The organism is Streptomyces sp. NPDC057616, assembly GCF_042800575.1.
Lineage (GTDB): Bacteria > Actinomycetota > Actinomycetes > Streptomycetales > Streptomycetaceae > Streptomyces.
On the sequence record NZ_JBHVGU010000014.1, the window covers coordinates 82282 to 95110 of the forward strand.

The 12829-nt window shown below is 70.1% G+C and carries 16 protein-coding genes; 4 read left to right on the forward strand and 12 right to left on the reverse strand.

The annotated features are described in order from the left end of the window. Positions 1-85: 85 nt before the first annotated feature. Both ACFU97_RS19270 and ACFU97_RS19275 read right to left on the reverse strand, forming a co-directional pair. Positions 86-649 carry a TetR/AcrR family transcriptional regulator gene (locus ACFU97_RS19270; protein ID WP_384257797.1) on the reverse strand — a complete coding sequence of 188 codons (564 nt, stop codon included), beginning with the start codon at positions 647-649 and terminating at the stop codon, positions 86-88. Further along, positions 649-969: a DMT family transporter gene (locus tag ACFU97_RS19275; protein WP_384257800.1), complete on the reverse strand. Its 321-nt coding sequence runs from the start codon at positions 967-969 to the stop codon at positions 649-651. The genes ACFU97_RS19270 and ACFU97_RS19275 overlap by 1 nt, the downstream gene beginning before the upstream one ends. Positions 970-1181: 212 nt before the next feature. Here ACFU97_RS19275 and ACFU97_RS19280 point away from each other — a divergent pair, with 212 nt between their 5' ends. Next, positions 1182-2015, forward strand: coding sequence for an AbfB domain-containing protein (locus tag ACFU97_RS19280; RefSeq protein ID WP_384257802.1), 834 nt, complete (start codon positions 1182-1184; stop codon positions 2013-2015). A 37-nt stretch (positions 2016-2052) separates the two neighbouring features. Here ACFU97_RS19280 and ACFU97_RS19285 read toward each other — a convergent pair whose 3' ends face one another. The 9 genes from ACFU97_RS19285 to ACFU97_RS19325 all read right to left on the reverse strand — a co-directional run bounded on the left by ACFU97_RS19285 (position 2053) and on the right by ACFU97_RS19325 (position 9041). Then, positions 2053-2430: a VOC family protein gene (locus ACFU97_RS19285; RefSeq protein ID WP_384257805.1), complete on the reverse strand. Its 378-nt coding sequence runs from the start codon at positions 2428-2430 to the stop codon at positions 2053-2055. Positions 2431-2470: 40 nt separating this feature from the next. Continuing rightward, complete coding sequence (locus ACFU97_RS19290) at positions 2471-2803, reverse strand: metal-sulfur cluster assembly factor (RefSeq protein WP_058926035.1); 333 nt, start codon at positions 2801-2803, stop codon at positions 2471-2473. After that, a complete protein-coding gene (sufU, locus tag ACFU97_RS19295) occupies positions 2800-3267 on the reverse strand; it encodes a Fe-S cluster assembly sulfur transfer protein SufU (protein ID WP_384257807.1) in 468 nt (155 codons plus the stop codon). Before sufU ends, ACFU97_RS19290 begins: the two co-directional genes overlap by 4 nt. Before the next feature lie 21 nt (positions 3268-3288). Further along, positions 3289-4545: a cysteine desulfurase gene (locus ACFU97_RS19300; RefSeq protein WP_384257810.1), complete on the reverse strand. Its 1257-nt coding sequence runs from the start codon at positions 4543-4545 to the stop codon at positions 3289-3291. Next, the gene (gene sufC, locus ACFU97_RS19305; RefSeq protein ID WP_384257812.1) at positions 4542-5306 is read right to left on the reverse strand and encodes a Fe-S cluster assembly ATPase SufC; all 765 of its coding nucleotides are present in this window, start codon (positions 5304-5306) and stop codon (positions 4542-4544) included. Before sufC ends, ACFU97_RS19300 begins: the two co-directional genes overlap by 4 nt. 7 nt (positions 5307-5313) lie before the next feature. Beyond that, entirely contained in the window at positions 5314-5634 is a 321-nt protein-coding gene (locus tag ACFU97_RS19310; protein ID WP_058926031.1) for a non-heme iron oxygenase ferredoxin subunit, read from the reverse strand. Continuing rightward, entirely contained in the window at positions 5634-6815 is a 1182-nt protein-coding gene (gene sufD, locus ACFU97_RS19315) for a Fe-S cluster assembly protein SufD (RefSeq protein ID WP_384257816.1), read from the reverse strand. The genes ACFU97_RS19310 and sufD overlap by 1 nt, the downstream gene beginning before the upstream one ends. A 61-nt stretch (positions 6816-6876) precedes the next feature. Continuing rightward, complete coding sequence (sufB, locus tag ACFU97_RS19320) at positions 6877-8301, reverse strand: Fe-S cluster assembly protein SufB (protein ID WP_058926029.1); 1425 nt, start codon at positions 8299-8301, stop codon at positions 6877-6879. Then, positions 8298-9041 (reverse strand): helix-turn-helix transcriptional regulator, encoded by a 744-nt coding sequence (locus ACFU97_RS19325; protein ID WP_384257819.1) that lies wholly within the window; start codon positions 9039-9041, stop codon positions 8298-8300. The genes sufB and ACFU97_RS19325 overlap by 4 nt, the downstream gene beginning before the upstream one ends. A 336-nt stretch (positions 9042-9377) precedes the next feature. Between ACFU97_RS19325 and ACFU97_RS19330 the strand changes: the two genes are divergently transcribed. From ACFU97_RS19330 to ACFU97_RS19340, 3 genes are read left to right on the forward strand one after another with little or no spacing between them, the layout of a single operon-like run. Beyond that, entirely contained in the window at positions 9378-10301 is a 924-nt protein-coding gene (locus ACFU97_RS19330; protein WP_384257821.1) for an ABC transporter ATP-binding protein, read from the forward strand. 53 nt (positions 10302-10354) lie between these two features. After that, positions 10355-11071: an ABC transporter permease gene (locus ACFU97_RS19335; RefSeq protein WP_384258089.1), complete on the forward strand. Its 717-nt coding sequence runs from the start codon at positions 10355-10357 to the stop codon at positions 11069-11071. Between the two features lie 58 nt (positions 11072-11129). After that, entirely contained in the window at positions 11130-12143 is a 1014-nt protein-coding gene (locus tag ACFU97_RS19340; protein ID WP_384257824.1) for a heme A synthase, read from the forward strand. Here ACFU97_RS19340 and ACFU97_RS19345 read toward each other — a convergent pair. Next, positions 12120-12818 carry a hypothetical protein gene (locus ACFU97_RS19345; protein WP_384257826.1) on the reverse strand — a complete coding sequence of 233 codons (699 nt, stop codon included), beginning with the start codon at positions 12816-12818 and terminating at the stop codon, positions 12120-12122. The genes ACFU97_RS19340 and ACFU97_RS19345 overlap by 24 nt on opposite strands. Between the last annotated feature and the right edge of the window lie 11 nt (positions 12819-12829).

A 12829-nucleotide genomic window follows, 5' to 3' on the forward strand; every position in this document is an offset into this window, starting at 1 on the left:
TAACCGGCCGGGGGGCGCGGTGGCCAACCGCCGGGGGCGGCGTCTCAGGGACCGGGCCGCCGCCCGGCCCGACCCGGCCGGGACCTCACCGTTTCCCGCCGTCGGCGGCCGGTGCGGCCATCACCCGGGCGAGCGCCTCGCGCGCGAAGCCCTCGTCGTACTCCGTCCCCGTCAGCAGCACCTGGAGACAGATCCCGTCCATCAGCGCGACCAGGGCCCGTGCCGTGACCGCGTCGGTGCGCCGGGCGAGCCGCTCGGCGAGCTCCTCGCACCACTCGGCGGCGACGGGGCGCAGGGCGGGGCGGCGCAGGGCGGCGAGATAGAGCTCGTACTCCAGCTCCACACCGGTGCGGTCGCCGCTCAGCCACTCGCCCAGGATGCGCGCGAGCTCCGCGGCCAGGTCGCAGCCGTCGTCCGCCAGGGCGCCGTGCGCGGCGACGACCTTGGCGAAGCCCTCGTTCGCCTGCCGCAGGGCGGCCACCATCAGCTCGTCGAGGGTCTTGAAGTGGTACGTCGTCGAGCCGAGCGGCACGTCGGCCTCGGCGGCGGCCGAGCGGTGGCTGAGGCCGGCCAGGCCCTTCTCCCCCACCACCCGGATCGCCGCGTCGATGATCCGCTGGCGCCGGTCGGGGTCGTAGCGGCGGGCCATCAGTGCGCACCCCCGAGGTTGAGCACGACGACCCCGACGATGATCAGCGCGATGCCGGCGGCCTTCTGGACGGTCATCCCCTCGCCGAGGAACACCATCCCGATCCCCACGATTGCCGCGGTGCCGAGGCCGGCCCAGATCGCGTAGGCCGTGCCGACGGACATGCTCTTCAGCGTCTGGGCGAGCAGCCAGAAGGACACGACGTATCCGACGAGCGTCAGCACGGACGGCCACAGCCGGCTGAAGCCGTCGCTGAACTTCATGGCGGTGGTGCCGCCCACCTCTGCGGCTATGGCCGCGAGGAGCGTCAGGAATCCCATGCGTACGAGTGTACATAACGCTGCGTACGAGCGTACATAACGGCGCTCACACCGTCGCCGGAGCCGTCGCAGGTGCCGATGTTCCAACTTTCATAGAAACCGCTCGCTGATACGGCTCCCGGTGCCGCCTCCGCTCCACTAGGGTTTCACCGCTCGCCCACACCCCCCTCACACCCCCGGCCGCCGCCACGGGCGCCGCTGGAGGATCTCGCATGCCTGACACCACCCCCGAGCCGCCCGCCCGCGCATCCTGGGAGAACGGCTGGGCCCCCGACACCTCCCGGGCTCCCGGGACCCGAAGGCTCTGGCTGGCCGGCGCGCTGGCCGTGGCGACGACCGTCGCCTGCGTGACGGCGATCGCCTTGATGGACAACGGTCCTGACGGTTCGTCACGGGCCGCCGGCGACCCTTCCGCGTCGGCGTCCGCCGCGGGCCCGGGACTGATCTCCTTCGCCACGCCCTCCGCGGCGAAGGGCGCGACGACGCCCGCGGGACGGAGCGGTTCGCCGTCCGCGCGGTCCGGCACGTCCGCCGCGGCCGCACCGCACGAGTCCGCGGCCGGTGGGCCCGGAACCCCCAAGACGCCCACGGAGCACGCGAGTTCGCCGGGCAGCACGAAGCCCTCCGCCACCCACCGCTCCGTGCGCTCGGTGAACTACCCCGACCGCTACTGGCACGTCAGCGGCGGTCTGGTGAAGCTCGACCCGGTCGCGTCCGCCGCTGCACGCCGGGACGCCACCTTCACGGTGGTCAAGGGCCTGGCCGACGCGTCCTGCTACTCCTTCGCCACGGCCGACGGCAGCTACCTCCGCCACCGCGACTTCCTGCTGCGCTCCGAACGCGACGACGGTTCCGCCCTGTTCGGGAAGGACGCGACCTTCTGCCCGCGCACCTCGTCCTACCCGGGCGCGGTCATGCTGGAGTCGGTGAACTACCCGGGACGCTATCTGCGCCACCAGAACTTCCAGCTCCGGCTGGACTCCTGGCAGCGGAGCGACCTCTACCGCGCGGACTCGGCGTTCCGGCTCACCGGGGGCCTGGCCTGAGCGGACGGCCCGGCGGACGGGACGTTCGCAACAGGCCCTAGGCGTCGCGGAAGGCGATCAGGGAGGCCTTCGGGCGCAGCACGCAGAACTCGTTGCCCTCCGGGTCGGCCAGCACCACCCAGCCGGCCCCGCTCCCCTGCCCGATGTCGACGCGCCGCGCCCCGAGGGCGAGGATGCGCTCCACCTCGGCGTCCTGGTCGTCGGGGGCGAGGTCGAAGTGCAGCCGGTTCTTGACGGTCTTCGGGTCGCTCACCGGCATGAAGCAGATGCCGGTCGCGGCGAACTCGTCCGGCCCGATGACGACTTCACGCGGCTTCTGGGACAGGACCCGCCAGTCCAGCACCCGGCACCAGAAGCGGGCGAGCCCGGGCAGGTCGCGGGCGTCGACGACGAGGTGATGCAGCGAAACGGCCATACCCGTAAAGGTATGGCCGTTCACCCGCGTACAGCGGCAGTCAGACGTTGAAGCCCAGCGCGCGCAGCTGCTCCCGGCCGTCGTCGGTGATCTTGTCCGGGCCCCACGGCGGCATCCAGACCCAGTTGATGCGCAGCTCGTTGACGAGGCCGTCCGTGGCGGACTTGGCCTGGTCCTCGATGACGTCCGTCAGCGGGCAGGCCGCGGAGGTCAGGGTCATGTCGATCGTCGCGATGTTCGCGTCGTCGATGTGAATGCCGTAGATCAGGCCGAGGTTGACCACGTCGATGCCCAGCTCGGGGTCGACGACGTCGTACAGGGCCTCGCGGATCTCCTCCTCCGAGGCCGGCTTCATCTCAACGGTCTCGCTCATGCCGTCTTCCTTTCGGCGTCGGCCCCGTCCAGGGCCTGGGCCGTCGCGTCCTTCCACGCCATCCAGCTCAGGAGGGCGCACTTGACCCGGGCCGGGTACTTGGAGACACCGGCGAACGCGACCGCGTCCTCCAGCACCTCCTCCATCGCGTCGTCGGGCTCGATCTTGCCCTTGGACTGCATCAGCTCCAGGAAGGTCTCCTGGATCTTCTGTGCGTCCGTCAGGTTCTTGCCGACCAGCAGCTCGTTGAGCACCGAGGCGGAGGCCTGGCTGATGGAGCAGCCCTGGCCCTCGTACGAGACGTCCTCGATCCTCGTGCCGTCGTACTTCACGCGGAGGGTGATCTCGTCACCGCACGTCGGGTTCACGTGGTGCACCTCGGCGTCGCCATCCCTGAGACCACGCCCGTGCGGGTTCTTGTAGTGGTCCAGGATGACTTCCTGGTACATCGAGTCCAGCTTCATGCGATCGCTCGTCCCGTCCCGTCAGCCGAAGAAGTTCCGTACGTGCTCCAGCCCGTCGACCAGCGCGTCGATCTCGGCAGGCGTGGAGTACAGATAGAACGACGCTCGGGTGGTCGCAGGAATTCCGTAGCGCAGGCAGACCGGCCGCGCGCAGTGGTGGCCGACGCGCACCGCGATGCCCTGCTCGTCGAGGACCTGGCCCACGTCGTGCGGGTGGATGTCGCCGAGGGTGAAGGAGATCGCCGCGCCGCGGTCCTCGGCCGTGGTCGGGCCGATGATCCTCAGGTCGGGAACCTCGGCCAGCCGCTTCACCGCGTACTCGGTGAGCGCGTGCTCGTGGGCGAGGATCTTGTCCATGCCGATGGCGTTCAGGTAGTCGATCGCCGCGCCGAGACCGACCGCCTGCGCGATCGGCGGGGTGCCCGCCTCGAACTTGTGCGGGGCCGGAGCGTACGTCGACGAGTGCATCGACACGGTCTCGATCATCTCGCCGCCGCCGAGGAACGGGGGCAGGTCCTCGAGCAGCTCCTGGCGGCCCCACAGGACGCCGATGCCGGTCGGGCCGCACATCTTGTGGCCGGTGAAGGCCACGAAGTCGGCCTGGAGGGCCTGGACGTCCAGCGGCATGTGGGGCGCCGCCTGGGAGGCGTCGATGCAGACGAGGGCGCCGACCTCCTGGGCGCGGCGGATTATCGTCTCGACCGGGTTGACCGTGCCCAGGATGTTGGACACCAGCACGAAGGAGACGATCTTCGTCTTCTCGGTGATGATCTCGTCGATGTTGGACAGGTCGAGGCGGCCGTCGTCGGTGAGGCCGAACCACTTCAGCTTCGCGCCCGTGCGCTGCGACAGCAGCTGCCACGGCACGATGTTGGAGTGGTGCTCCATCTCCGTGATGACGATCTCGGTCTCGTGGTCCACGCGGTAGGGCTCGTCGGCCCAGCCGAGCATGTTCGCCACGAGGTTGAGCGACTCGGAGGCGTTCTTGGTGAAGATCACCTCGTCGCGGCTCGGCGCGTTGATGAAGGACGCGACCTTGTCGCGCGCGCCCTCGTACAGCGCCGTGGCCTCCTCGGCGAGCACATGCACACCGCGGTGGACGTTGGCGTTGTAGCGCTCGTAGTACTCGTTCAGGGCGTCGAGCACCTGGCGCGGCTTCTGCGAGGTCGCCGCGTTGTCCAGGTACACGAGCTTCCGGCCGTCGTGGACCTGGCGGTCCAGGATGGGGAAGTCCTTGCGGATCGCCTCGGTGTCGAGGAGGCCCGGCAGCTGTGTCACGCGGATGCGCCGCCCTTCGTGTATGCCTCGTAGCCCTCGTCCTCCAGCTTGTCGGCGAGCTCGGCGCCGCCGGACTCGACGATGCGGCCGCCGGAGAAGACGTGGACGTAGTCGGGCTTGATGTAGCGCAGGATGCGCGTGTAGTGCGTGATCAGCAGGGTGCCGACCTCGCCGGTCTCGCGGACGCGGTTGACGCCCTCGGAGACGACGCGCAGGGCGTCGACGTCGAGGCCGGAGTCCGTCTCGTCGAGGATCGCGATCTTCGGCTTGAGCAGCTCGAGCTGGAGGATCTCGTGGCGCTTCTTCTCACCGCCGGAGAAGCCCTCGTTGACGTTGCGCTCGGCGAAGGAGGGGTCCATGTTGAGACGCTCCATGGTCTCCTTGACCTCCTTCACCCAGGTGCGCAGCTTGGGGGCCTCACCGCGGATGGCGGTGGCGGAGGTGCGCAGGAAGTTCGACACGGACACACCCGGGACCTCGACCGGGTACTGCATCGCGAGGAACAGGCCCGCGCGGGCGCGCTCGTCGACGGACATCTCCAGGACGTCCTCGCCGTCGAGGGTGACGGTGCCGCCGGTGATCGTGTACTTCGGGTGACCCGCGAGCGAATAGGCGAGGGTCGACTTGCCGGAGCCGTTGGGGCCCATGATGGCGTGCGTCTCGCCCTGCTTCACGGTGAGGTCGACGCCCTTGAGGATTTCCTTCGTGGCGTTGTCGGCCTCGACGGTGACGCGCAGGTCTCGGATTTCAAGCGTTGCCATGGGTGCCTCAGGACTCCTGGTTGAGGGAGACGAGAACGTCGTCCCCTTCGATCTTTACGGGGTATACGGGGACGGGGCGCGTCGCGGGGAGGCCGGACGGCTTGCCGGTGCGCAGGTCGAAGCTGGAGCCGTGCAGCCAGCACTCGATCTGGCAGTCCTCCACCTCGCCCTCGGAGAGCGAGACGTTCGCGTGCGAGCAGATGTCGTGGATGGCGAACACCTCCCCCTCGGTCTTCACGACCGAGACCGGCGTGCCGTCGAGTTCCACCCGCTTCGGGGTGTCCTCCTCCAGCTCGCTCAGCCCACAGGCGCGTACGAACGCTGACATCAGACCGACGCCTCCAGCTCCTCGTCGATCTTCTCCAGCAGGCGCGCCTCGATGTCGTCGACGCCGATCTGCTGGACCAGCTCGGCGAAGAAGCCGCGGACCACCAGGCGACGGGCCTCGTCGGCGGGGATGCCACGGGCCATCAGGTAGAAGAGCTGCTCGTCGTCGAAGCGGCCGGTGGCGGAGGCATGTCCGGCGCCGACGATCTCGCCGGTCTCGATCTCGAGGTTGGGCACCGAGTCGACCCGCGCGCCGTCCGTGAGGACGAGGTTGCGGTTCATCTCGTAGGTGTCCGTGCCCTCGGCCTTGGCCTCGATGAGCACGTCGCCGATCCACACCGCGTGGGCGCCGTCGCCCTGGAGCGCGCCCTTGTAGACGACGTTCGACTTGCAGTGCGGGGTGTTGTGGTCGACCAGCAGGCGGTGCTCCTGGTGCTGGCCCTGGTCGGTGAAGTACAGGCCGAGCAGCTCGGCCTCGCCGCCGGGGCCGGCGTAGGAGACGCGCGGGTGCAGCCGTACGAGGTCGCCGCCGAAGGTCACCACGACCGACTTGAAGCGCGCGTCGCGCCCGATGAGGGCGTTGTGCTGGGCCACGTGCACGGCCTTGTCGTCCCAGTCCTGGACGGAGACGACGGTCAGCTTGGCGCCGTCGCCCAGGATGTAGTCGACGTTGGCGGCGAGCACGGCGTCACCGGTGTGGTCGATGACGACGACGGCCTCGGCGAAGGCACCCAGCTCGATCACCTGGTGACCGAAGCGGGTGCCGCCCTCGCCGTGCACGGCGATGCGGATGGGCTCGGTGAGCACCGTCTCCTTGGGGACGGTGACCACGCCGGCCTTCTCGAACGCCGAGTACGCCTGGGCGGCGATGCGGTCCACGGGGGTGCCCGCCCTGCCGATCCGGGCGTCGCCACGGTCGACGGTCTCGACGGTGACGCCCTCGGGGGCGTCGACCGCGACCTTCACGCCCTCGCCGGTCGCGACGGCGGTGCCGTCGTGCAGCCCGCGCAGGCGCTCCAGCGGGGTGAACCGCCACTCCTCCTCGCGGCCGTGCGGGACCGGGAAGTCCGCCACGTCGAAGGACGGGGGCGCGCTCATGCGCGTGGCGACGGTCGACTCGGCGGCCACCGCGATCTGGCCGGCGGTGGTGGACCCCACCGGGATGTTCTGAGCCTCAGCCATGGCTGTCGGTCTGCTCTCTTCCTACGTCAAGAAATCTGGCTACTGCTTCGGAAGGCGGGTCCTAACCGACCGCGCCCTCCATCTGCAGCTCGATCAGCCGGTTGAGCTCGAGGGCGTACTCCATGGGCAGCTCCTTCGCGATGGGCTCGACGAAGCCGCGCACGATCATCGCCATCGCCTCGAACTCGCTGAGGCCGCGGCTCATCAGGTAGAAGAGCTGGTCCTCGGAGACCTTGGAGACGGTGGCCTCGTGGCCCATGGACACGTCGTCCTCGCGGACGTCCACGTAGGGGTACGTGTCGGAGCGGGAGATGGTGTCGACGAGCAGCGCGTCGCACAGCACGTTCGACTTGGAGCCGTGGGCGCCCTCGCCGATCTCGACCAGACCGCGGTAGGAGGTGCGGCCGCCGCCGCGCGCCACCGACTTGGAGACGATGTTGGAGGACGTGTTGGGCGCCATGTGGACCATCTTGGAGCCGGCGTCCTGGTGCTGGCCCTCGCCCGCGAAGGCGATGGACAGGGTCTCGCCCTTGGCGTGCTCGCCCATCAGGTAGACGGCCGGGTACTTCATCGTCACCTTGGAGCCGATGTTGCCGTCGATCCACTCCATGGTGGCGCCCTCGTAGGCGACGGCGCGCTTGGTGACCAGGTTGTAGACGTTGTTCGACCAGTTCTGGATGGTCGTGTAGCGGCAGCGGGCGTTCTTCTTGACGATGATCTCGACGACCGCGGAGTGCAGCGAGTCCGACTTGTAGATCGGCGCGGTGCAGCCCTCGACGTAGTGCACGTAGGCGCCCTCGTCGACGATGATCAGGGTCCGCTCGAACTGGCCCATGTTCTCCGTGTTGATACGGAAGTAGGCCTGGAGCGGGATCTCCACGTGCACGCCCTTCGGCACGTAGATGAAGGAGCCGCCGGACCACACCGCGGTGTTCAGCGACGCGAACTTGTTGTCGCCGACCGGGATGACCGTGCCGAAGTACTCCTTGAAGAGCTCCGGGTGCTCCTTCAGAGCGGTGTCGGTGTCCAGGAAGATGACGCCCTGCTCCTCCAGGTCCTCGCGGATCTGGTGGTAGACGACCTCGGACTCGTACTGGGCCGCGACACCGGCGACGAGGCGCTGCTTCTCCGCCTCGGGGATGCCGAGCTTGTCGTACGTGTTCTTGATGTCCTCGGGCAGGTCCTCCCAGGACTCCGCCTGCTTCTCCGTGGAGCGCACGAAGTACTTGATGTTGTCGAAGTCGATGCCCGACAGGTCCGAGCCCCAGTTCGGCATGGGCTTCTTGTCGAACAGCCGCAGGCCCTTGAGGCGGAGCTTGGTCATCCACTCCGGCTCGTTCTTCTTGGCGGAGATGTCCCGGACGACTTCCTCGCTGAGACCGCGCTTCGCCGAGGCACCGGCTTCGTCGGAGTCCGCCCAGCCGTATTCGTACTTGCCCAGGCCCTCAAGCTCAGGGTGGGCAGTCTCCTCGATGGGGAGAGTCATGCGGGGTTCCTCCCGGCCGTGCTTGCAGATGCGTTGTGAGTGATCTCGGAAATCTTTGGGATGAACGTCGTGCAGACGCCGTCACCGTGCGCGATGGTCGCCAGTCGCTGTACGTGGGTTCCCAGCAGCTGGGAGAAGATCTCGGTCTCCGCCTCGCAGAGCTGAGGGAACTTTTCCGCGACATGGGCGACGGGGCAGTGGTGCTGGCACAGCTGCTCGCCGACCGGTGCGCTGCGCGCCGTAGCAGCGTACCCGTCCGCGCTCAGCGCCTTGGCCAGGGCTTCCGTGCGCTCCTCGGGGGCGGCGGCCTCGATCGCCTTGCGGTAGGCGTCGGCCTGTTCGGCGATCCTCGCGCGCGCGAAGGCGACGACCGCCTCGTCCCCGCCGAAGCGCTCCTGGATCCAGCGCAGGGCGTCCGCGGCGAGCTTGTCGTACGACTGGTCGAAGGCGTCGCGGCCGCAGTCGGTGAGCGCGAAGACCTTGGCCGGGCGGCCTCGGCCGCGGGCTCCGTAGACCCGCTGCTCCCGGGCTTCCACGACGTCGTCGGCGACCAGTGCGTCGAGATGCCTGCGTACGGCGGCCTGGGTCAGGCCCAGCCGGCCGGCCAGCTCGGCGACGGTCGACGGCCCGTGGTCCAGGACGGACCGCGCGACCCGGTTGCGCGTCGAGCGCTCACCGGTCGCGAACTCCTCCTGGGGGGCCTCCGTGGAGGTCTCCCGAGCCTCGCCGACGTTTTTCACAACGCCATTGTTGCGTAATTCCTCAGGAGCGGGCAAGCGGCGTCCGGCCAGGCGGACGGTGCCCTACGTCACTTAGGTCTACCTAATCTGACCTGCGGAAACGATCTTTGATCGATCAGAAAGGCCGGTCGGCGGCGGTGTCCGACCGGGCTCCCGGCCCTCGCCGGCACCCCCTCCGACCGGCGCTCTTGCCCCTCGCGGCACAGCCGCCACACAGCGGCGAGGCGGTGGAGCCGAGCGGGTGCACGCGGGCCCGCGGCCGCCGGTTCGCGCGGTCCGGTGGAGATCTTGCACCCGCCCGACGGGACGGGCGGGCCCGTACCTAGACTCGGGCCCATGCGAAGTGAGCCCGTGCTCCAGGTTCAGGCCCTGGTGAAGCGGTACGGCACCAAAACCGCTGTGGACGGCCTCGACCTGGTGGCCCAGGCCGGCGTGACCGCCGTACTCGGCCCGAACGGCGCGGGCAAGTCGACCACCGTCGAGATCTGCGAGGGATACCGCAGACCGGACTCCGGAACGGTGCGCGTGCTCGGCCTCGACCCGGTGCGCCAGGCCCGTCAGCTGCATCCCCGGATCGGCGTGATGCTGCAGTCCGGCGGTGTCTACTCGGGCGCGCGGGCGGACGAGATGCTGCGGCACGTGGCCAAGCTGCACGCGCACCCGCTGGACGTCGACGCCCTGATCGAGCGGCTGGGGCTCGGCTCGTGCGGCCGCACGACGTACCGTCGGCTCTCCGGCGGGCAGCAGCAGCGCCTGGCCCTCGCGATGGCGGTCGTGGGCCGCCCCGAACTGGTCTTCCTGGACGAGCCGACCTCCGGCCTCGACCCGCAGGCCCGCCGCGCCACCTGGGACCTGATCGGCGACCTGCGCGCCGACGGCGTCTCGGTCGTCCTCACCACGCACTACATGGACGAGGCCGAGCAGCTCGCCGACGACGTCGCGATCATCGACGCCGGACGGGTCATCGCCCAGGGCTCCCCCGAGGCCCTGTGCCGCGGCGGCGCCGAGAACACGCTGCGCTTCGTCGGCCGCCCGGGGCTGGACGTCGGCTCCCTGCTCAAGGCGCTGCCCGCCGACTGCTCGGCGGCGGAACTGACGCCGGGCTCGTACCGGGTGAACGGCAAGGTCGACCCGCAGCTGCTCGCGACGGTGGCGTCCTGGTGCGCGCAGCACGGGGTGATGCCGGACAAGATCTCGGTCGAGCGGCACACCCTCGAAGACGTCTTCCTCGAACTGACGGGCAAGGAGCTCCGCTCGTGACCACGGCCACCGGTACGTACGCGCCGAAGCCCGGCGCGGCGCCCCTGACCCGCATGCTCGGCGCGCAGACGGCGCTCGAGACGAAGATGCTCCTGCGCAACGGCGAGCAGCTGCTGCTGACGGTCGTGATCCCGACGCTGCTGCTGGTCCTGTTCAGCTCGGTCGACATCGTGGACACCGGCGCGGGCAGCTCCGTCGACTTCCTCGCCCCCGGCATCCTGGCGCTCGCCGTGATGTCGACGGCGTTCACCGGCCAGGCCATCGCCACGGGCTTCGAGCGCCGCTACGGCGTCCTCAAGCGCCTCGCCTCCTCCCCGCTGCCCCGCTGGGGCCTGATGACGGCGAAGACGGCGTCGGTGCTGGTGACCGAGGTCATGCAGGTGGTCCTGCTGACGGTGATCGCCTTCGCGCTGGGCTGGTCGCCGCACGGCAACCCCGCGGCCGTGCTGCTCCTGCTGATCGCCGGCACGGCCGCCTTCTCGGGCCTCGGGCTGCTGATGGCCGGAACGCTCAAGGCCGAGGCGACGCTGGCCGCCGCGAACCTGGTCTTCCTGCTGCTCCTCGTGGGCGGCGGCGTGATCGTCCCGATGGACAAGTTCCCGCAGGGCGCCCAGGACGTGCTCGGCCTGCTGCCCATCTCGGCGCTCTCCGACGGCCTGCGCGACGTGCTCCAGCACGGGGCGTCCATGCCCTGGGGCGACCTGGGGATCCTGGCCGTGTGGGCGGTCGTGGGCCTGGCGGCGGCCGGGAAGTTCTTCCGCTGGGAGTAGGGGTGGGGGCAGGGCCGTCATGGACCCTCGTGAACGAGTGCACAAGCGGGCGCCTACGATGGTGCGCGTGCCAAACGTGACCCGCGCCGACGCCTTGGCGGCACTGCGCAACCCGCTCTCCTTCATCGCAGCCCGCTGGACCCCCACACCCAGGACGGTCCGGCGTGCGGCACTCTCCGCGCTCGTCATGGCGGTGATCATCGTGGTCACCGGCGGTGCGGTGCGGCTGACCGGTTCCGGGCTCGGCTGCCCGACCTGGCCGACGTGCACGGACACCTCGCTCACGACGACCAGCGCGATGGGCTTCCACGGAGCCATCGAGTTCGGCAACCGCATGCTCACCTACGTGCTGTGCGCGGCCGTCGGCTGGGCGATCATCGCGGCCCGCTCCGAGAAGCCGTACCGGCGCAGCCTGACCCGGCTCGGCTGGGCCCAGTTCTGGATCGTGATGAGCAACGCGATCCTGGGCGGCATCGTGGTGCTGGTCGGCCTGAACCCCTACACCGTCGCGGCGCACTTCCTGCTCTCCTCGGGCCTGATCGCGGTCGCGGCCGTGATGTGGCAGCGCACCCGCGAGGGCGACGGCGCGCCCCGTCCGCTGGTCGGCAAGCCGGTCCAGCAGCTGGTGTGGTTCCTGGTCCTCGCCTCGGTGCTTCTGATCGCGGTCGGCACCGTGGTGACCGGCGCCGGGCCGCACGCGGGCGACTCCAAGGAGGTCGCGCGGATCCCGATCGACTGGGAGACGGTCGCCAAGCTGCACGCCGTGCTCGCCTGGATCGTGGTCACGCTGACCTTCGCCCTGTGGTTCATCCTCAAGGCGGTCGACGCCCCGAAGGGCCCGCTGGCCCGCACCCGCGAGCTGTTCCTGATCCTGCTGGCCCAGGGCGTCATCGGCTACGTCCAGTACTTCACGCACCTGCCCGAGATCCTCGTCGGTCTCCACATGCTCGGCTCGGCACTGATCTGGATCTGGGTGCTGCGGGTGCTGCTGGCGCTGCGCGAGCGGCCGCAGACCACTCTGGAGATCCCGGGGCCCGCGCAGTCCGGATCAGCGGTCGGGGCCGGGGTCTGACCCGTCGGGGTCCGACCTGTCGGGGTCCGACCCGTCGTCCCGCCGCTCCCCCGCGGACGCGCTCCTGGCGCCCGGATCGCCGCCGAGGCGGTCGGTGGTCTGCTGGGCGGGCGCGAGCAGCGTGTCGAACACGGTGACGAGCTTCTGCACGGTCTGCCGGGAGAACATCCCGACCAGCGCGGCCACGGCGGCCACTCCGTAGGGGTTGATGTCGCCGGACGAGGCCATCGTCGTGGTGAGCCCGCCGCGCAGCACGCAGTACACGACGAGCGCCAGCACCGCCCCGACGACCGGCTCCAGCGCGTACATCAGCAGCCAGCTGCGCCGCAGCCGGCGGTTGCCGACGTACTCGTAGAGCGAGCGCAGGACGTGGATCAGGGAACCCAGGCCGCCCGCCGCGGCGACCACGAGGAACAGGCGGGTGTCACGCGGCAGCACGGCGTGCCACAGCAGGAGCCCGGACCCTGACGGACGCTCCCGCGCGACGCCGCCGACCGTGGTGACCGGCGGCGGCCAGGCCTGGACGAGCACGGCCGCGAGCGAGACGACGAGCACGAGCAGCACGGCGGTCAGGACGACGATGTCGCGCGTCGTCGCGTACTGCTCCCCGACGGTCGTCCGCTCCGGCCCGGTGCCCGGCGCCGGCTCCCCGGACCGCGTCGGCCCCTCCTCCACGGCTGTCCCCC

Bases quoted from the DNA above. Each gene is read 5' to 3' on its own strand.
- ACFU97_RS19270 (WP_384257797.1), bottom strand. From the start codon at position 649: ATGGCCCGCCGCTACGACCCCGACCGGCGCCAGCGGATCATCGACGCG.
- ACFU97_RS19330 (WP_384257821.1), top strand. From the start codon at position 9,378: ATGCGAAGTGAGCCCGTGCTCCAGGTTCAGGCCCTGGTGAAGCGGTAC.
- ACFU97_RS19290 (WP_058926035.1), bottom strand. From the start codon at position 2,803: ATGAGCGAGACCGTTGAGATGAAGCCGGCCTCGGAGGAGGAGATCCGC.
- sufB (WP_058926029.1), bottom strand. From the start codon at position 8,301: ATGACTCTCCCCATCGAGGAGACTGCCCACCCTGAGCTTGAGGGCCTG.
- ACFU97_RS19335 (WP_384258089.1), top strand. From the start codon at position 10,355: ATGCTCGGCGCGCAGACGGCGCTCGAGACGAAGATGCTCCTGCGCAAC.
- sufD (WP_384257816.1), bottom strand. From the start codon at position 6,815: ATGGCTGAGGCTCAGAACATCCCGGTGGGGTCCACCACCGCCGGCCAG.
- sufU (WP_384257807.1), bottom strand. From the start codon at position 3,267: ATGAAGCTGGACTCGATGTACCAGGAAGTCATCCTGGACCACTACAAG.
- sufC (WP_384257812.1), bottom strand. From the start codon at position 5,306: ATGGCAACGCTTGAAATCCGAGACCTGCGCGTCACCGTCGAGGCCGAC.
- ACFU97_RS19285 (WP_384257805.1), bottom strand. From the start codon at position 2,430: ATGGCCGTTTCGCTGCATCACCTCGTCGTCGACGCCCGCGACCTGCCC.
- ACFU97_RS19310 (WP_058926031.1), bottom strand. From the start codon at position 5,634: ATGTCAGCGTTCGTACGCGCCTGTGGGCTGAGCGAGCTGGAGGAGGAC.
- ACFU97_RS19280 (WP_384257802.1), top strand. From the start codon at position 1,182: ATGCCTGACACCACCCCCGAGCCGCCCGCCCGCGCATCCTGGGAGAAC.
- ACFU97_RS19340 (WP_384257824.1), top strand. From the start codon at position 11,130: ATGGTGCGCGTGCCAAACGTGACCCGCGCCGACGCCTTGGCGGCACTG.
- ACFU97_RS19275 (WP_384257800.1), bottom strand. From the start codon at position 969: ATGGGATTCCTGACGCTCCTCGCGGCCATAGCCGCAGAGGTGGGCGGC.